Raw genomic sequence first — 18670 nt, forward strand, 5'->3', positions numbered from 1 at the left:
CATGAATAAAAAACTCCCCGTATTATTACTCGTTTCGGTTTTTATAATTGCCACCTGCGGCCTTATTTATGAGTTGATAGCAGGTACCTTGGCCAGCTATCTTCTTGGTGATTCGGTTACCCAATTTTCAACCATTATTGGTGTTTACCTGTTTTCGATGGGTTTGGGCTCATGGATATCCAAATATTTTGATAAAAACCTGTTAGGCTGGTTTATCCGCATTGAAATATTGGTAGGCCTTGTAGGCGGTACGAGCTCGTCAATCCTTTTCCTGGTATTTGAAAGTGTAAGTTCATTCCGCATCATCCTGTATGGCCTTATCTCCATCACCGGGATATTGGTTGGCCTGGAAATCCCTCTGTTAATGAGAATTTTGAAAGACAGGTTTGAATTTAAGGACCTGGTATCAAAGGTTTTCACATTCGATTATATTGGTGCTTTGATAGCATCACTGGTGTTCCCGCTGCTGCTTATCCCCTACCTGGGTATTGTACGCACCGCCTATTTGTTTGGCATGTTGAATGTGCTGGTGGCGTTGATTACCTGCATCAACTTTAAACATGAAATTAAAGGGGCTAAATACCTGCAAAGCGCATCTATGATTAGCCTTGTGGCGTTATTAACCGGCTTTATATACGCCAACACCATCACTAATTTTTCCGAAAGTTTAACGTACAGCGACACCATTATATTTTCAAAAAGCACGCCATATCAGCGCATTATCATCACCAAAAAAGGGCGCGATCTGCGGCTATTTCTCAACGGCAACCTGCAATTCAGTTCGGTTGATGAATACCGGTATCATGAAGCATTGATCCACCCGGTATTGCAGGCATTGCCTGATGCTAAAAACGTGCTGGTAATGGGCGGAGGCGACGGACTGGCGGTACGCGAGATCCTGAAATATCCACAAATTCAAACCGTTACCCTTGTTGATTTGGATAAGGAAATGACCAAACTGTTCCGCACCAACGAAATGTTGTTGAAACTGAACAACCGCTCATTTCTTTCACCCAAGGTTACGGTTATTAATGCTGATGCTTTTTCATGGGCCCGCGAGCAACGTAAAGTTTATGATGCCATTATTATCGACTTTCCGGATCCATCAAATTACTCGGTAGGCAAGCTGTACACCAATGCTTTTTATGCTATTGTTAAACACCTGCTTAAACCCGATGGCATTATGGTGGTGCAGTCTACATCACCATATGTAGCTCCAAAATCATACTACACGGTTGAAAAAACACTGCAATCTGTTGGTTTGCATACAGTACCATACCACAACTATGTACCATCTTTTGGCGAATGGGGCTATATCATGGCCATGAGCAAACCTGTTTATAAGGTACCAGATCATTACCTGCCGGGCTTGCGCTTTATGTCGAAACAATGTCTTGAGCAAATGCTTTACTTCCCCAAGGATATGGCTCGGGTACCGGCGCAGGTAAACAAGCTAAACAACCAGATCTTAGTAAAATACTTTGAAGATGAGTGGTCGACTGTTTTATAACCGCTCATCTGGCGTAAAACCTTTAAGCCGCCGGTCATTCCTGTTGCAGGCTGGCCTGGTAACAGGCGCTATTTTTTTGAACGGGTGCATCCGTAAAATAGGTGGTGGTAAACCGGCTTATGCACACATAAAAGGTAAACTTTCGGGGCCGAACGCAAAAGCGGGTCATGCACTGCGCGATAAGTTGCCTATGCCAATTCCATCCTCGCAGCAATCAGTTAAAACACTGATCATCGGCAGCGGCATCTCCGGGCTATCGGCCGCAAGATGGCTACAGAAACAGGGAGAAACAGATTTTAAATTACTGGAACTGGAAGACCATACCGGCGGCAACGCCTACTTTGGCACAAACAGTGTTTCCTCTTACCCATTGGGTGCTCATTACATTCCTATTGTAAATAATTACGATAAACCATTAGTAGACTTTTTACAGGAGAATGGCGTAATAACCCACTTTGATGAAAAAGAGCAACCCTTTTACAACGAGTTTTACCTCTGTTTCGACCCTGAAGAACGCCTGCTCATCAACGGCCACTGGCAGGAAGGCATAGTACCCGATTTTGGTGTTACCGATAATGACCGCAAACAGGTCATTCGCTTTTTCAACCTGATAGCCCAGCTCAAAAATGCCCGGGGCAACGATGGCAAATACGCTTTTGATATCCCGTTGGATAACAGCTCGGCAGATGATACTTACCGTAAGCTCGACAGGATAAGCTTTCATGACTACTTACAACAAAACGGCTTTAGCTCACCCTATCTATTGTGGTACCTAAACTATTGCTGCAAGGATGATTATGGTACACCGGCCATGAATGTTAGTGCCTGGGCCGGCCTGCATTATTTTTCGGCCAGGAAAGGAACAGCTGCCAATGCCGATCCCAACGCAGTAATCACCTGGCCCGAGGGTAACGGCTGGTTAATGAAAAAACTACGGGAGCCCATTAAAGATCACATCCATACATCGCATTTAGCGTATGATATTCAATTGGGTAACAACGGTAAAGTTGCAGTAAAAGTCCTCGATCTAAAACAAAATACATCTGCTGTTTTCCATGCTGACAAAGTGATCATGGCATCGCCTCAATTTGTTAATCAAAAACTGCTTAAAAACATAGCACGACCGGGCTTTGACACAAGTAAGCTGCATTATTCGCCATGGCTCATCGCCAACCTTACCGTTAACGAAATCCCCACTGCAGCTAAAGGCATGGTGCTTTGCTGGGATAATGTGGCTTACAACACGGCATCAGTAGGTTATGTAAATGCCGACCAGCAGGACACAAAACTGGTAGAAGCCAAAAAGGTCATCACCTACTACCTACCGCTTTGCGATAAAGAGCCCAGATTGGCCCGCCTTGCCGCCTATACCCGCACGTATGAACAATGGCTGGATATAGTGGTAAGCGAAATGGAACAAATGCACCCCGGCATAACCGGGCATATTGAACAGGCCGATATGTGGCTTTGGGGCCATGGCATGATAGCACCATCGGTAAATTATATTTGGGGCAGTAACCGCCAACAAGCAAAGCAGGCTATCAATAATCAAATCTTTTTTGCGCATACCGATCTAAGCGGGATTTCCATTTTTGAAGAGGCCTTTCACCAGGGCATCCGGGCAGCACAGCAAGTTATTGAACATAACAATGGAGCAGCTTAAAACAGGTACCCAACCATGGGTAAAGAATAGCCTTACCGATGGGGTCTTCATCCTGTCGCCTCCATTTATTGCGCTGCTTACCGTAGCGCTTTTTCCGGCACAATTTAAAAACTCAGCGCTTATGCCGGTGCAGTATTGGGTTGTGCTGATTGTAATGATTGATGTAGCCCATGTTTACAGCACCCTTTACAGAACTTATTTTAATCCGCCCGAATTTAAAAAGCAGCCGCATATACTGATAGCTGTTCCCTTGTTTTGTTATATAGGTGGTGTGATGCTTTACCTGGCCGGCGGTATATTTTTTTGGCGGCTATTAGCTTACCTTGCCGTCTATCACTTCATCAGGCAACAGTATGGTTTTCTGCGCATTTACTCGCGCCGGGAAAATCAAACATCATTATTAAAGTATATTGACAATACAGCTATTTATATAGCTACCATATATCCCTTGCTATACTGGCATTTTGCAGGCTACAAAAAAAACTTCAACTGGTTTGTTAACGGGGATTTTGTTTTATTCCATTTTGATGGTTTACTTATAGCCGCCAAAGTCATCTACCTCCTTAGCATAGCGCTGTTTATCATTAAGGAAGTATGGCTTTACATTAAAAAACAACAGTTTAATTTACCCAAAAACATGGTGGTGCTTGGCACGTTCCTGTCGTGGTATTTCGGGATTGTATATTATAATGGCGATATGGCTTTCACCACGCTCAACGTGGTATCGCATGGCATTCCGTACATGGCATTAGTATGGTTTTATGAGCAGAAAAAATTTACCGGTCAAAAAAGCTACCGAACCAGGTTTATGAAGTTTACCTTTAGCAAATACGGGGTACTTTCATTTATCGGCCTGCTTATTTTGTTTGCTTATGTAGAAGAAGGTCTTTGGGATGGCCTTATCTGGAAAGAGCACGTTTCGGTATTCAGGATCTTTGCAGGGTTACCATCCATTAACAGCGATATGATCCTGGCCTTAACCGTTCCGCTTTTAGCCTTGCCACAATCAACCCATTATGTACTTGATGGTTTTATATGGCGTATGCGAAAGCAACAAGAAGCGTAGCACCAACTGGGATTGGTAAAAACGCCGCCAGGATTGGCGGCGCTTAATTTTAAATTAACTTAATCCACACTATAAACAACCTCATGTGCTTCCCACAGGGCCGGGATCTCCAGCTTATCAATCAGCCTTTCCAACACAACATCCGGTATGGCTGCTTCGCGGTTCCTGTTCTGCTTTTGTAATCCGGCGTAGGGTACTTCCACATAAATAATCTTTACCGCGGCTTTGTAAGTGGCAAATAGTTCGATCAATTGTAAACGCATTTGCCGCGTAATGTTGGTAGCGTTCCAGATAAAGCCTTTTTGTTTCCTCAAAAACACGCGGGCTTGTTCTTTGGCTTCCTGTATTACTATACCATTACCACTTTTATCCGTAGGCGAAATACCTTTTGCTGCACGGATATCGTCGAGTGATATTACCGGCATATCAGGATAATTCTTTTGGATATAAGTATTTTTACCTGCTCCGGGCAAGCCACTCATCAATATCACTTCGTTAACGGGCTGTTCAAAAGGTACATAATCTGCATATCCATCTTCGTGCTGCATATAATACATCTTCGCTTCATCACTTGTAAATGCCCGGGCAACACCCCAGCAATTTTGCTCCCGGCAAAAAGCTTCAAAACAATCCACTTTGTACAACATTTCATCCTTGTCCTCGCAGGTTCGGCCCAACAAATCGGCACGGGCAAGCAGAGCAAGCCACTGCGTGTTAACCTCCATGCTTGCCATAATCAGGGCTTTTACCGGGTCGCTTTTTTCAAATATCCAAAGTGGCAGCCCATGATAACGCACCAGCCCAACCACCTGTTCACGTATAGCAAAAGGCGTTGGTATTTCCCTGTACAATATCTGCCGGGCTGCCATAGCTCCTTTACGGGCATGTCCGTTTGAAGTAATCCGTCCATCCGGCTCAATTACTGTCGTGCTATATTTTTCAACATCGTGCAGCAAAGCAGCTGCCCAAAGTATTTCCTGTTCCTGGGCTAACAGTTCCTTATAAATTTGCTCAGCAGTTAGTGCTTCAAGTACCATTTGGGTGTGGATGGCAACATTGCCTTCGGCATGGTATATGGCATCCTGCGGTACATCCTTCATCCGTTGTACCCAATCAAAACGGGTTTCGAGATATGTCCAGTCTTTATTTTTAGTAATGGCCCACATAGTTACCTCCTTCATTTTTTAATGGTGCACGTTTCCAGCTTCGTGTCCAGTGCTGGTCAGTTTTAACGTGCCCTTTCCTTACATATTTAAATACATTATACGCAAAATCATCTGCTGCATATCCATCCGCATTGCGGGATACTATGCCTTCGATGGTTGCAGGTTTTCCGTCCAACACATCATAAGGCTCAAAAGTCCCCCTGCTTTTGGTAAGAGCCAAAACATCATGCTCAAACTTTAACTGCTCAACAGGCAAATGAACAACGCCCAGTTCGGGCACGGTTGGCAAGCCGATCATTGCGGCATAAAACTTTGTCTCCTCCCAGCTTAACCAACGGTCATGCTCGCGGATCCCGAACACATAAAAATGATGTTCGAGGTTCCGGTATTCGATAGAATGGACAGCGTAGAGATTTTCAAGGAAGATCTCCAGATCACCCAGATCATTTTTGATCAACTGCCAAAACCTACGGATGCTCTCCGTCCAGGCAGAAACCGTTGGCGTAGCGTGAGACCGTGCAAAAACGCCGTGCCGCGATAAGCAGTTATTCTCGCCATCCAGCTTTTCAGTATGGATAAGCGTGGGTATTTTTTGTATGTGTTTCCAATAGTCGTGTTGTATCCTGTCATCACTGGTTGTGCCCGGCGAAAACGGATAATGATACGTACGACCATATTTTTTTGATATAGCCATGTTGTAAAATTTTTAATTAAAAGAAATAGAAATTCACCTCCTCCCCTGGGATGGGGAAGCTCATTAAACGTTTATGCTAATGAGATTACATGGCTCAAATTTTTGAGAGTTTTTGTTATTACTGGCGCAAAGGTAATAAACTGACCGGTAATAAAAAAAGAAAAGCCTCCGGTTTAAACCGAAGGCTAACAACAAATGATTACGATATCGAAGTTGGTAGTCTTATGCCAGGATCTGGTTAATCAGCTTCAGCTCTTCATCACTAAATGAAGTATTGGTTAAACAACCGATAGAGTCAGTAACCTGCTCCGGCTTACTTGCACCGATCAACACCGAAGTGATGCGTTTATCTTTCAAAATCCATGATAATGCCATTTGCGCCAGGTTTTGACCACGCTGCAGGGCAATTTCATTCAGTTTTGCGGCTTTGGCTATATTTTGTTCGGTAATGGCATCTTCGTCAATGGCGCCGTTGCCGCGGTGAGCTGCAGCCCGCGAGCCTTCGGGGATACCTTTCAGGTATTTATTGGTTAATAAACCCTGGGCCAGTGGCGAAAACGGAATACAGCCAACACCTTTATCTTCCAGCACATCAAGCAAACCACCTTCAACCCACCTGTCGAACATGGAATATTTAGGCTGATGGATGAGACATGGCGTACCAAGTTCTTTCAACACCGCGACAGCTTTTTCTGTTTCGGAAGCGCTATAGCTTGAGATCCCAACATATAAAGCTTTGCCCTGACGCACTATCAGATCCAACGCGCCCATAGTTTCTTCGATGGGGGTTTCAGGGTCAGGACGGTGATGATAGAAAATATCTACATAATCAAGCCCCATACGTTTAAGGCTTTGATCTAAACTGGCTACCAAATATTTTTTTGAGCCCCAGTCGCCATACGGGCCTTCCCACATACCCCATCCGGCTTTGCTTGAAATAATAAGTTCATCGCGGTAGTTTTTAAAATCATCTTTAAAAATACGGCCAAAACTTTCTTCGGCCGAGCCCGGCGGCGGGCCGTAGTTGTTGGCCAGGTCAAAATGGGTGATGCCTTTATCAAAGGCCAAACGTAAAATATTGCGGGCATTTTCCAGGCTGTCGATACCGCCGAAGTTATGCCATAAGCCAAGCGATACTGCCGGCAGTTTCAAACCACTGTTACCGCAACGGCGGTACTCCATATACTGGTAACGGTTTTGATTGGGTAGATAGGTCATATTTGATTAATAAAAATTATAAGAGGCAAAATTGACTTATCTATCATAAAAATCCATTGAACTGGAACAAGAAATGAAATTATTTAGCACCCCGATGTTTGCGGGTATAACCCTAACCGCGCTTATATTTGAGCCATGTTTCAAAACATCAATGATTACGCGGCACGGTCAGTTAGTTTAACTGCAGAGGAAACAGCCCTTTTTAATGAGATATTGGAATATCGGAAGATCCCTAAAAAAACCCGCCTGCTTACTGCCGGCGACGTTTGTAATTTTGAAGCCTACGTAAACAAGGGCTGCATCCGCGAATACATCATTGATGAGAACGGCGCAGAGGTAACCCTGCAATTTGCCATTGAAGACTGGTGGGTAAGCGATCTGGCCAGCTTCCAGGATCAAAGCCCTGCCCACATGAATATTGAAACATTGGAAGATTGCGAACTGCTTATCCTTACCCGCGACTCAAAAGAAAAGCTGCTTAACGAAGTTCCCAAACTGGAACGCATGTTCAGGCTAATGCTGCAAAGGCACCTTACCGTGGTTCAAAAGCGATTGTTTAAAACCATCTCCACTACCGCTATGGAAAAATACCTGGAGTTTATTAATCGCTACCCCAGCATCCCGCAAAGGGTGCCACAGCATTATATAGCCTCGTATTTGGGGATCTCGCCCGAGTTTTTGAGTAAATTGAGGACGAGGAGTTTGAAAAAGTAACTGGCGAGCTGACTTAGCTTTACTTTTTAATACTTTAACTCATGCATTTAATATATAAAAGCGTCATTACTTTGTACCTCACAGCAATGACGCCCTTAGTTTGCCTTTAACGATTTTAAGGTTATAGCATCTGCATTATACTTAATTCCTATGAATATGCAAGCCATTAAACTGCCGTTTGCCATTTTCATAACTGGTATTGCCCTGTGCAAAGCGGGGATATTTTTCACTGTATTTTTTAAACACACTATCGGGCTGTTTTTTACCGTTTACGATCAGTTCTTCGCCGTTAAATGAAAGCTCATGCAAAGCTTCCTCATTGGGAATAATATGATCAGCTACCAAATCACCTGTCATCTGTTTTAGCAGCCGTTGATCTTCGGCGGCGCGTTCCTGATCTTTTTTGGCCTGAATTTGATCTAAGTGCGCCTGTTCCTGGTCGTGTTTAGCTTGTACCCGATCTCGGCTGGCCTGTTCCTGATCACGTTTGGCTTGCTCCTGATCGCGGGAAGCCTGCTCCTGGTCGCGTTTAGCCTGTACCTGATCTTTAGATGCCTGCTCCTGATCGCGTTTGGCTTGTTGCTGGTCGCGCGAGGCATCTTCCTGTTCAACTTTTGCTTGTCGCTGATCTCGCTCTGCCTGTTCCTGATCGCGTTTAGCTTGTGCCTGATCTTTTTTTGCCTGGATCCTGTCTTTCCTGATCTGCTCGCGGATAGCCGCTATAACCGTACTATATTCATTCCATTGGGTTGATGGGATAATCTCACCGTCGACTGCCAGGGCTACCAGCTTGTTGTTAGCCAACTCCATTTGGTAAGTTTTCCCCTGCCAGTCAGTTTGGATACGTTCCCGCCCCTTACCATCAAAAGTGTCGTAATTTTTATAAGAGTTGAAGGCCGTTTTTTTCCCAGGCTTCTGTGCATTTGCAGCAGTTGTTAATGCCGTTGCCGCTATTAGCAACAGGGCACTTCTTAAATAATTGGTTTTCATTTTTCTGTTGATTTAATAGTTTAAAATTTGGGCAATAGATTTCCCTTCCGCCCAGGGGCAGTTTAAAAATTGATTGTTAACATAATTGATTATTACATAGTCCGGCCAATAAAGCAGGGTGCACCTCTGCTCTAACTACCAAATAAGAAATGTACCTGCTTAATTCTGAATGCTTACTTTGCTTTTTATAGGTTCTGTTTGGGGTTTACTTACCTGTGCCTGGTCACGGCGCGCCTGCTCCTGATCGCGCTTAGCTTGTACCTGGTCCCTTTCGGCCTGTTCCTGGTCAAGTTTAGCCTGCGCCTGATCCCGCATGGCTTGTTCCTGATCACGTTTGGCCTGCTCCTGGTCGCGACGAGCCTGGTCCTGATCTACTTTGGCATGTTCCTGATCCCGGCGGGCCTGTTCCTGCCCGCGGTTATATTCGGTTTTATCGGCCGAAACTTGCTGGCTTTCTTTTTCGGCCCGTTGTTTTGCGAGCTTCGCATCAGCTTCAAGCTGCTCCTGTGGAGAACGCGGCTCAGCATTAGCCATAATCACATTTTCATTTGCAGCAACAGGCTTTTGAGCTACTGCAATGTTTCTGTGCTTTGGGTGTTTGGGTTTATCGAAAGATTTAACGGGTGCAACCGGCTGTACACCTGCAGATGGTGTGATATGCCGCTCCTGTTTATACACATAATTTTTATTATTACCGGGATTATTAACTTGCCGGATCTGTGCGATGGTCGCCGTAGCTATTATTGCCGAAAGGATAACAACACCGCTTATCAAAAATGCTTTATCACCCTGGCTTACCGTTTTGTTTTTATTACCAAGGATGCGGCTTACCCTTTGCAACAACTGGTTCTTTTTACCAGGAAATGCAACCGCATAATTTGCACCGTAAAGCGAATGTTCTTTAAAGCTGATCAATGCCTGTATAAAATCGCGTTTGTTTTTTGTTTGGGCGAGGGCGATATCATCGCAGCAGTTTTCCCGCTCATCCCGAAGCAGGGACGAGATCCACAATAAGCCGGGATTAAAGAAAAATACGGTTTCGGCAATGGTTTGTAAAAAGTTAACGAAATAATCATGCCTGCGGATGTGGGCCAGTTCATGCAGCAACACCGCTTCAACCTGTTCGGGCGGCAGCCCTGCCAATAAACCCGCCGGGATCAGGATTACCGGTTTCAGGTGCCCGATAACCATGGGTATTTTCACATAACCCGATTCAAGCAGCCGAATAGCCCGCTTCAATTGCAGTTTTTCGCAAAGCAGCTCAACCCTGTTTTTCCAATACCCGACAGGTTCGGATACCTGCCTGTGTTTGGCGGTATGGATAAATATGAGCCCGCGCATCATCCTTACAGAGCGGAACAGGAAAAACACAAACCACAGCAGCACAACCATTGGTGCATTGACGGTAAAATAACCGACACAGGTATTGGCAAAATTCCGGATCCGATCAGCATTAAGGTTTAATAGCTGCGATGCACGATTACCTATAGCATTACCAAACTCCGCAGTTACAGGTTGCCTGTTCCATTCCCAAACAAAAGTGAACAGACAGCTCCCTATAAACAGTAAAAACAGTACAAGCACCAGGTTGTACCTTACTGCCGCGCTTGCTTTTTTGGTCAGGAACATCACCAACGCACTCATAACCGACAACAACAGCCCCTGCCACAGCGAATGGATCAGCATCCAGCTAAAAGCCTGTATCAGGTTGTGGGAAATGGTGTTGGTGTTAAGGAGCAGGTACATATCTGTAAAGTTTAATTATTGATCGTCCATGTTTTTGAGCAGCTCTTTTATTTTTCTGAGTTCTTCGGCCGATGTTTTGTCGTTGCCCAACAGGGCTACAATCAAATCGCTCGGCGAACCATTATACATCGAATCAACAAAACGGCCAAGCATATTACCTTTCACCCTGCTTTCCTCAACCGCGGCGCTGTAAACGTGCTTCATATTGGTTTCATCGCGATTAAGCATCCCCTTCTCTTTCATTACCTGCATCAGCTTAAGGGTGCTTGTATAAATTACCGCTTCCTTTTGCTCGTTAAGCTTATCATGCACAAACCTCACTGTCGACGGGCCATGCTGCCACAACACCTGCAAAACGTCCATTTCTGTTTTGGTTGGCGTTAAATCAGCAGTAATATCCTTTTTAAACAAACTCATAAACCAAAGATATGCATTAAAAACGTACGTTACAATAGCTAAGTTATTTTTCTTGAAAAAAAATTCCTCTAAAACAAAACAACCACCCTAATATTAAGGTGGTTGCAAATTATAAATATAAGATCAGTTGTTTAAAAACTCTTGGCGAAGGTTAATCCAACCCTTCCGTCCTGGTAAGTTGGCAACAATAAAGAGTTGTTGTTTTTCCCTTTCTCATTTCCCCCACGGAATACGCCATTACGGATAAGCGGGTACAGGTAATAAGCCGCTTTGGTTGACAGGATACCAAAACCAGCTCCTGCTATGATGTCGCTAAACCAATGCTTGTTGTTATATACACGCAAAATAGCAGTGGTAGTTGCAAACGCATAGCCCACACCACCGTATATGGGCGACCGGTCGCCATATTCCTGGGCCATAAACTCGGCAGAAACAAAAGCGTTACCGGTATGGCCTGAAGGGAACGAAAACTTATCTGAGCCATCGGGCCGCTCACGGTGGGTAACACGTTTTAAGCCAAAAGTGGTACCGGCAAATATGGCTTCAGAAAGCACGAGCAGCATAGTACGGTCTATAAATGTATTTTTACCATGAACACCAGCCAGGTTAAGCGCATAAACGGACACTATAGGCGCGTATTGCATGTAATTATCAACCTTGGTATGGAAGCCGGGATGATCCTTGTTCATATCATTCCGTACGCGATAATCAATATTACGTATAAATCCCACTTTAAACGATAACAGGCCATAAGTGATAAAAGCCGCGGGCGGTATGTATGACGGAAACCTACTTTGAAGATGCTTAACCGTATCGGGCAATGTCAGGATATTCCTGGCCGAATCTTTCTGCAAAGAATCCCTTTTTACAGCATCTTTTTGTAATGTATCCTTAACCTGGGCATATGATGACAGCGAGAACGAAGCTGCCAATAGCATCGAAATAAAATAAAACCTGAACTTTTGCAAAGAAATCCCCCTTATTAAGCGCTGATAGCAGCAATTATACAATTTAATTCTGTAGAATTTCTGAAGCGCGTAAACAATAAATTAACACGCTGTTAACGTAAATTAAGTTAAATATGTTGTACGTGATTTAAAATTGATTGAAAGGCCATGCCCGCATTTTAATTGTTCTTTTTACAATAAATAAAATTACCTATGTTTGATCTATACTCCTTATAAACCACCAAACTACCTGAATGAAGATCATCAAACTTGTCCCCTGCCTTTTATTATTTATCAGCGGCCGCATTTTTGCCCAGGACCAGGCCAATATCACCATCAGCCTAAATAATAAAATTGGCGATATGTACCCCTTTTGGGCATGGTTTGGCCACGATGAGCCTAACTATACCTACATGAAGGATGGCCGTAAACTTTTGTCGGAGTTGGCCACTTTGAGCCCGGTACCGGTACGCATGCGTGTGCACAACCTGCTTACCACAGGCGATGGCACAGCCGCGTTAAAGTGGGGATCAACCAATGCCTATACTGAGGATGCCAGCGGCAAACCTATTTATAACTGGCACCTGGTTGACAGCATATTCGACACTTACATTAAACTGGGCATGAAACCTTATGCCCAGATAGGTTTTATGCCCGAGGCCTTGTCAACCCACCCCAAACCTTATCGCCATTATTGGAAACCCGGCGATAACTATGATGATGTTTACACAGGATGGGCGTACCCTCCCAAAGATTATAATAAATGGGAAGAGCTTATTTATCAATGGGTAAAGCATTGTGTACAGCGCTACGGCCAAACCGAGGTTGAAAGCTGGTACTGGGAAGTGTGGAACGAACCAAACATAGGCTACTGGAAAGGTACTATGAAAGAGTTCTTTAAACTGTATGATTATGCTGCCCATGGCGTAAAACGTGCCCTGCCTACCGCGCACGTGGGCGGACCAGAAGTTGCAGGTGGCTCAAGTCCCGGCGGGATGAAGTTTTTGAACGCATTCATTAAACATTGCATTGCCGACACCAACTATGCAACAGGCAAAATAGGTTCGCCTATTGATGTGATCTCTTTCCATGCCAAAGGGCAGCCTACGCTGATCAATGGCCGGGTGCGTATGAACATGGCCCCGCAGATCCGCGATATCAGAGAAGGCTTTAAAATTGTAGCATCATATCCCGAAACTAAAAACACCCCGATAGTGATAGGCGAATCGGACCCGGAAGGTTGCGCGGCCTGCGGTATGGCTACCAATCCCTCAAATGCTTACCGCAATGGCACCATGTATTCGAGCTATACAGCAGCTTCCATAGCCCGCGAATACCAACTGGCCGACTCATTAGGTATAAATTTTATGGGCTCCGTATCATGGTCGTTCGAGTTTGAAAACCAGCCCTGGTTTTATGGCTTCCGCGATTTGGCTACAAACGGAGTTGATAAGCCGGTACTTAACGTTTTCCGGATGCTGGGCATGATGAAAGGCAAACGCCTGAAAGTAACCGGCGACCAGATGTATTCGCTTAAAACCGTAGCTGATTCAAGCATCAGGGGAAATAATACAGATATTGGTGCTTTGGCAGCCGCAGATAAAAAAGAAATGACCGTATTGCTGTGGAACTACCATGATGATGACCTGCACGATGCAGGGAAAACCGTAAAGATCAAGATAGGACACCTGCCACCCACCTTTGTAAAACTAACTCAATACCGCATAGATGATGAGCATAGCAATGCCTACGAAGTGTGGAAAAAGATGGGTTCACCGCAAAAACCTACAGCTACGCAAATTAAGGAACTTGAAAAAGCAGGGCAATTACAACAGTTTGGCAAACAGGTTACGCTACAAGCTAAATCAGGGCTGGCAGGTGCCACTGTATTGTTACCAAGGCAAGGGGTGGCTCTTTTAAAGTTTAGCTGGTAAGCAAACAGCATCTATCAAACTATAAAATTGTTCCAGCCTGCCTAACCGTAATACTTTTGATAAAGTATCGAGCGTATAGGTGGGTGGTTTATCGGTAAAATCGCCAATCCTCTACTTTTTTATAATAAGGTCTTCCCTGGCCGCCCACATACCAATATCCTGTTTAGTGAGCGCGGCGGCCATCAGATCAGGAAATTTATCGGGTGTGCAGGCAAAAACGGGCACACCCATATCGGCCAGGAACTGTGCATTGCCATGATCATACGATGGTGAGCCGTCATCGCTTAAAGCAAGCAATACTACCAACTGCACACCTGCCGCAACCAGTTCTATCACACGACGGCGCATTTCGGCAACGTTACCTCCTTCGTAAAGATCGGTAATGAGCACCAATACGGTATCCGTAGGCCGGGTAACTATTTGCTGGCAATAGGTTAAAGCTGCATTGATATCCGTGCCACCACCTAATTGCACGCCGAATAATAACTCAACCGGGTCGGTCAATTCTTCAGTTAAATCGGCAACGGCGGTATCAAAAACCACCATTTTAGTTTTTACAGCTGGGATAGAAGCCATAACGCTTCCAAAAATCCCCGAATAAACCACTGATGATCCCATCGATCCGCTTTGGTCAAGACACAGGATCACATCTTTTAATGATGAGCGCTTACGACCGTAACCAATCCTCGTTTCGGGAATAATAGTTTGATATTCGGGTTGATAATGCTTAAGATTTTTAAGAATAGTTGCCCCCCAGTTTATTTCATTATGCCGCGGCCTTGTATTGCGGACACTACGATTTAAACTACCGGTTATGGCCTGGCGCGTGGGCTCGGCTAACTTTTTTACCAGTTGGTCAACAACTTTACGTACTACCTGCCTGGCGGTATCTTTTGTTTTGTCGGGAATAACGCGGCTCAATGTCATCAAAGTTGCTACCAGGTGAACATCCGGCTCTACATTTTCCAACATCTCCTTTTCAAACAGCATTTGGGTCAGGTTCAAGCGCTTTAATGCATCCTGCTGCATTACCTGTACTACGCTTGATGGGAAAAAGGTACGGATATCCCCCAGCCAACGGCTTACATTCGGTGATGATGCACCGAGGCCTCCGGTTCTATCGCTGTCATACAAAGCTTCAAGTGTGCGGTCAACCTTAAGGTCGGCATCATCAAGGCTAAATCCGGTGCCTTCATTTTGATTACCGCCCAGTATTAACCGCCATTTGCGCAGGTGCTCCGGTTCAATTTCCATTTGTGTCGTTAATATTTATGGTTAAACCCAATAATTGCATTATAACCGGCAAACCTTGCTTAGCTCTTTCGGCATCAAAATTAGCGCTGATATTTGTATGCTGATGCCCCGTCCCACCGCCGGATCTGGCCTTTTCGCCAAGCTTTCTCCTTTCAGGATTGGTAAAATTGGCAAAGGTGCGGCGCAGTAAAGGCAGCACTTGCATAAAGACCTCATCGGCAAGGCTGGCTACCCAATTGTCGATCACCTGCCAAAGGTCCTGATCAAGCAACAATAAAGTACCGCTGCCTTTCAAAAAGCCTTCGAGCCAGGCTGCGGCGATGACCGGAGCCGTGGCCGATGACATAGCAAAACTGAAATACTGCATCAGTTGATCGCCCTCCAATTTGCGGGCGTCATGCAGTAAACGGGTACTATATCCTCCTATAACCGGCGAGGTGTTTTTATTAGCTGCTATAGTCAACAGCGTTTGCTGCCACATGCTAATTATGCCCATATCCTGCAATAGGTTAATGCCATCGTTCAGTTTAAAAAACAGTTCCAGCAGCTTTTGAGAGGCATCTTCATCAATAGCGATACAGGCATTGGGCAAACTGATACAAACGCGGGTAATAATGCTATTGATAATGCTGATCACCAATTCGGCATCTGTTTTGCGTACATTGCCATACCTTGCCACGGTTATCAGGCCGGGCACTACTTCCATCATTTCGATAACGTCTGCAGAGGCTGCAGCCAGATTATTAAGCTGACTGATCAGCGCTTCAATGGCTCCCGGCAATTCTGCCGGAATCGTTTTTTCAAGCAGATCGCCTATAACTTTCAGTTCCCTTGCTTCTTTTGCCTGGTTGAGGACGCTATTCGCGGCCGCTTCAGCTACGGTATTGCCCAAATTGCCGCGTTCAATAATCTCCACCGAATAGCCGGGGTCCCATTGCAGGCGCCATTGCTCTTTAAAAGTACCCTTACCGCTGGTGTATTGCTGCCTGCCCCAATTAATGCCCAGTAATTGCAGGCGGTGCAGGAAGATACTCCGCTCCAGGTCGGTATCTTTCCTCAGGTCGAGTGTATAATCTTTGTAATCAGCTGTTGCGGGCAGCCTTAATTTCTTTTGTTGTTTTTCGATATCGAGTTGCAACGGCGGTTTCGGAATCTCAACCGGCACCTCGCCTATCTGGTGGCCAACTATTAATTCGTCATGTACCAGTTTTAGCAAAATGCTCTCGCCGTTACAAAGCACGCTCAGCGTGGCCTCATTCAGTTCCTCTAACCCTACTTTGGGCAAACCCCGCAGTGAAGCGAGCGCACCGGCCAACCTTACCGCTTCAATAATATGGGCAACGGAGGTATCCATCTGCTGCTTACGGAAAAGTTGTGCCACCTCGGCCATCCACAAGGTACCATCATCATGCGGATGGTTCCAGATATGGTTGTACCACCCCGGCGAATTGATACCAGCACCGTAACCGCTACGGAAGCTTAAACGGTTAAAAGTCCAGGGAATCCAGGTACACTCTGTTTTTACCTTTGGCAGCCCTTTCAGTATTTCATTATCATCTTTTTGCGATGATTTCCATTGCAAGGCAGGCGCATGCCAGGCACCACAGATTACCGCTATGGTATGAAACATCTCCTTTTCGGCCTGGCGGATAGTACGGCGCATGTATGCTTCGCGCATCTGTTCAAGCTTTTTATCCTTTTTAGGAAAACTCTCGCGGAGCGCCTGCATAGCTTCAGATACCGCATCAAAAACCTCATCGTTATTATTGCGGTACTCAAACGTATGCTCCCACCATTTTTCATCGTCGGCAAAGCCGGCGGCATCTGCCAGGTAACTTATCGGACTTTTATAGAGTTGCTCAAGGCTTTGTCCCTCGCTATTGATCTGATCTGTATCCGGCTCTTGTTGTTGTTCAACAACCTTTTGCTCCTTTTCAACAAGCATCTGGTTACCGGCAGGGAGATCCATAAAACGCACGTGGATATTTTGCCTGCGGGCATAAACAATTGCCTGCCATTCGGGCGAGAAATCGGCAAAGGGATAAAATACCGAGCGTTGCGGGTCATCCGGCTGATAGCAAAGCAGCGCTACTGGTGGTTTCAAACCTTCGTTGCTTACCCATTGCAGCATGGCATCAGCTTCCGGCGGCCCCTCAACCAAAACAATATCGGGCCTAACCGTTTCCAGAAAAGCTTTCACGTTACGCGCCGAACCCGGCCCGTGGTGCCTTATGCCTAAAATATGTACTGCCATTGGCTTAAGGTTTTTTGATTACAGATCGCGGCAGGCACGGTAAATGTCGGCCCAATCGGTACGTGGTTTTACTACAGTTTCCAGGTATTCCTGCCAAACCAGTTTATCCTGCACCGGGTCTTTAATTACCGAACCGATAATGCCCGCGGCAAGATCTGCTGCCTTCAATTGTCCATCGCCAAAATAAGCAGCCATTGATAAACCGCTGTTCACAACGGAGATAGCTTCGGCAGTACTTAAGGTACCTGACGGCACTTTGATCTTGGTTTTGCCATCAAGCGTAACGCCTGCACGAAGTTCACGGAAGATGGTCACTATCCGGCGGATCTCCTGCAATGCCGGCGGTTCGGCCGGCAGTTCCATTACTTTTTCAAAGCTTTCAACCCGGCGGCGTACGATGTCTATCTCCTCTTCCACCGAATCAGGCAAGGGAAGGATGACGGTATTGAAACGGCGCTTTAACGCGCTTGATAATTCATTTACACCTTTATCACGATTATTGGCTGTGGCTATGATATTAAAACCTTTAACGGCCTGCACTTCGATATTAAGCTCAGGCACGGGCAGCATTTTTTCAGAAAGAATGGTGATCAGTGTATCCTGCACATCGGCGCCGATACGGGTGAGCTCTTCTAAACGAACTATCTTGCCTTCTTTCATCCCGCGCATTACTGGCGTTTCTACCAACGCATCCGGCGATGGGCCCTGTGCTATCAGACGGGCATAGTTCCAGCCGTAGCGAATGGCCTCTTCACTGGTACCGGCTGTTCCCTGGATAATCATGGTTGAATCGCCGCTTACAGCCGCTGCCAAATGCTCACTCACCCAGCTTTTTGCTGTACCGGGCAAACCGTATAATAACAGGGCACGATCTGTTGTAAGCGTAGCTACCGCTATTTCCATTAAGCGGCGGTTGCCAATATATTTTGGCGAAACCTCAAAGCCATTCTTCAGCTTCCCGCCAACCAGGTAGGTTACTACCGATTGAGGAGAAAGTACCCAGTTGACCGGACGCTTATCACCGTCCTGCTTTTTCAATTCTTCCAGTTCGTGTGCAAATAATTGCTCTGCATGCTGACGTAATATCTGTGACATGT

General features: G+C 45.5%; 15 protein-coding genes. 5 read left to right on the plus strand and 10 right to left on the minus strand.

The genetic code is table 11. The features are described 5' to 3' along the window. The first annotated feature begins 1 nt into the window (after position 1). Genes J3L18_RS14205 through J3L18_RS14215 form a run of 3 tightly spaced genes read left to right on the plus strand, consistent with a single transcriptional unit; the run spans position 2 to position 4239 of the window. Complete coding sequence (locus J3L18_RS14205; protein ID WP_129571892.1) at positions 2-1510, plus strand: polyamine aminopropyltransferase; 1509 nt, start codon at positions 2-4, stop codon at positions 1508-1510. Next, positions 1488-3173: an FAD-dependent oxidoreductase gene (locus J3L18_RS14210; protein ID WP_129571893.1), complete on the plus strand. Its 1686-nt coding sequence runs from the start codon at positions 1488-1490 to the stop codon at positions 3171-3173. The genes J3L18_RS14205 and J3L18_RS14210 overlap by 23 nt, the downstream gene beginning before the upstream one ends. Then, positions 3160-4239 (plus strand): hypothetical protein, encoded by a 1080-nt coding sequence (locus J3L18_RS14215; RefSeq protein WP_129571894.1) that lies wholly within the window; start codon positions 3160-3162, stop codon positions 4237-4239. The genes J3L18_RS14210 and J3L18_RS14215 overlap by 14 nt, the downstream gene beginning before the upstream one ends. A gap of 59 nt (positions 4240-4298) precedes the next feature. Here the strand turns inward: J3L18_RS14215 and J3L18_RS14220 are convergent, their stop codons facing one another. The 3 genes from J3L18_RS14220 to mgrA form a co-directional block, all read right to left on the minus strand. Then, positions 4299-5420 carry an AAA family ATPase gene (locus J3L18_RS14220; protein ID WP_223266309.1) on the minus strand — a complete coding sequence of 374 codons (1122 nt, stop codon included), beginning with the start codon at positions 5418-5420 and terminating at the stop codon, positions 4299-4301. Then, a complete protein-coding gene (locus tag J3L18_RS14225; protein ID WP_129571895.1) occupies positions 5389-6099 on the minus strand; it encodes an RNA ligase family protein in 711 nt (236 codons plus the stop codon). Before J3L18_RS14225 ends, J3L18_RS14220 begins: the two co-directional genes overlap by 32 nt. Positions 6100-6321: 222 nt before the next feature. Next, entirely contained in the window at positions 6322-7317 is a 996-nt protein-coding gene (mgrA, locus tag J3L18_RS14230; RefSeq protein WP_129571896.1) for an L-glyceraldehyde 3-phosphate reductase, read from the minus strand. Positions 7318-7452: 135 nt separating this feature from the next. On the opposite strand from mgrA, the gene J3L18_RS14235 reads away from it, so the two are divergent. Then, complete coding sequence (locus J3L18_RS14235) at positions 7453-8031, plus strand: Crp/Fnr family transcriptional regulator (RefSeq protein WP_129571897.1); 579 nt, start codon at positions 7453-7455, stop codon at positions 8029-8031. 141 nt (positions 8032-8172) lie between these two features. On the opposite strand, the gene J3L18_RS14240 is transcribed toward J3L18_RS14235, so the two are convergent. The 4 genes from J3L18_RS14240 to J3L18_RS14255 all read right to left on the minus strand — a co-directional run bounded on the left by J3L18_RS14240 (position 8173) and on the right by J3L18_RS14255 (position 12122). Next, entirely contained in the window at positions 8173-9021 is an 849-nt protein-coding gene (locus J3L18_RS14240; RefSeq protein WP_129571898.1) for a hypothetical protein, read from the minus strand. A gap of 159 nt (positions 9022-9180) precedes the next feature. Then, positions 9181-10767, minus strand: coding sequence for a M56 family metallopeptidase (locus J3L18_RS14245; RefSeq protein WP_129571899.1), 1587 nt, complete (start codon positions 10765-10767; stop codon positions 9181-9183). Between the two features lie 15 nt (positions 10768-10782). Continuing rightward, a complete protein-coding gene (locus J3L18_RS14250; RefSeq protein ID WP_129571900.1) occupies positions 10783-11184 on the minus strand; it encodes a BlaI/MecI/CopY family transcriptional regulator in 402 nt (133 codons plus the stop codon). Between the two features lie 131 nt (positions 11185-11315). Beyond that, positions 11316-12122 (minus strand): phosphatase PAP2 family protein, encoded by an 807-nt coding sequence (locus J3L18_RS14255; protein WP_091163327.1) that lies wholly within the window; start codon positions 12120-12122, stop codon positions 11316-11318. 263 nt (positions 12123-12385) lie between these two features. Here J3L18_RS14255 and J3L18_RS14260 point away from each other — a divergent pair, with 263 nt between their 5' ends. Beyond that, on the plus strand, positions 12386-14065 hold the full coding sequence (locus J3L18_RS14260) for a GH39 family glycosyl hydrolase (RefSeq protein ID WP_129571902.1): 1680 nt from the start codon (positions 12386-12388) through the stop codon (positions 14063-14065). Between the two features lie 111 nt (positions 14066-14176). Here J3L18_RS14260 and J3L18_RS14265 read toward each other — a convergent pair whose 3' ends face one another. The 3 genes from J3L18_RS14265 to J3L18_RS14275 are packed head-to-tail and all read right to left on the minus strand — an operon-like array spanning position 14177 to position 18668. Further along, positions 14177-15319: a VWA domain-containing protein gene (locus tag J3L18_RS14265; protein WP_091163325.1), complete on the minus strand. Its 1143-nt coding sequence runs from the start codon at positions 15317-15319 to the stop codon at positions 14177-14179. Continuing rightward, positions 15309-17573, minus strand: a complete 2265-nt coding sequence (locus J3L18_RS14270) for a DUF5682 family protein (RefSeq protein WP_129571903.1) — start codon at positions 17571-17573, stop codon at positions 15309-15311. The genes J3L18_RS14265 and J3L18_RS14270 overlap by 11 nt, the downstream gene beginning before the upstream one ends. A gap of 18 nt (positions 17574-17591) precedes the next feature. Further along, positions 17592-18668, minus strand: a complete 1077-nt coding sequence (locus J3L18_RS14275; protein WP_129571904.1) for an ATP-binding protein — start codon at positions 18666-18668, stop codon at positions 17592-17594. Between the last annotated feature and the right edge of the window lie 2 nt (positions 18669-18670).

The organism is Mucilaginibacter gossypii (genome assembly GCF_017569325.2).
In the GTDB taxonomy this organism is placed as follows: domain Bacteria; phylum Bacteroidota; class Bacteroidia; order Sphingobacteriales; family Sphingobacteriaceae; genus Mucilaginibacter; species Mucilaginibacter gossypii.

Coding starts and splice junctions, on each gene's coding strand:
- J3L18_RS14205 (WP_129571892.1), top strand. CDS start 2: ATGAATAAAAAACTCCCCGTATTATTACTCGTTTCGGTTTTTATAATT.
- J3L18_RS14210 (WP_129571893.1), top strand. CDS start 1,488: ATGAGTGGTCGACTGTTTTATAACCGCTCATCTGGCGTAAAACCTTTA.
- J3L18_RS14215 (WP_129571894.1), top strand. CDS start 3,160: ATGGAGCAGCTTAAAACAGGTACCCAACCATGGGTAAAGAATAGCCTT.
- J3L18_RS14220 (WP_223266309.1), bottom strand. CDS start 5,420: ATGAAGGAGGTAACTATGTGGGCCATTACTAAAAATAAAGACTGGACA.
- J3L18_RS14225 (WP_129571895.1), bottom strand. CDS start 6,099: ATGGCTATATCAAAAAAATATGGTCGTACGTATCATTATCCGTTTTCG.
- mgrA (WP_129571896.1), bottom strand. CDS start 7,317: ATGACCTATCTACCCAATCAAAACCGTTACCAGTATATGGAGTACCGC.
- J3L18_RS14235 (WP_129571897.1), top strand. CDS start 7,453: ATGTTTCAAAACATCAATGATTACGCGGCACGGTCAGTTAGTTTAACT.
- J3L18_RS14240 (WP_129571898.1), bottom strand. CDS start 9,021: ATGAAAACCAATTATTTAAGAAGTGCCCTGTTGCTAATAGCGGCAACG.
- J3L18_RS14245 (WP_129571899.1), bottom strand. CDS start 10,767: ATGTACCTGCTCCTTAACACCAACACCATTTCCCACAACCTGATACAG.
- J3L18_RS14250 (WP_129571900.1), bottom strand. CDS start 11,184: ATGAGTTTGTTTAAAAAGGATATTACTGCTGATTTAACGCCAACCAAA.
- J3L18_RS14255 (WP_091163327.1), bottom strand. CDS start 12,122: ATGCTATTGGCAGCTTCGTTCTCGCTGTCATCATATGCCCAGGTTAAG.
- J3L18_RS14260 (WP_129571902.1), top strand. CDS start 12,386: ATGAAGATCATCAAACTTGTCCCCTGCCTTTTATTATTTATCAGCGGC.
- J3L18_RS14265 (WP_091163325.1), bottom strand. CDS start 15,319: ATGGAAATTGAACCGGAGCACCTGCGCAAATGGCGGTTAATACTGGGC.
- J3L18_RS14270 (WP_129571903.1), bottom strand. CDS start 17,573: ATGGCAGTACATATTTTAGGCATAAGGCACCACGGGCCGGGTTCGGCG.
- J3L18_RS14275 (WP_129571904.1), bottom strand. CDS start 18,668: ATGTCACAGATATTACGTCAGCATGCAGAGCAATTATTTGCACACGAA.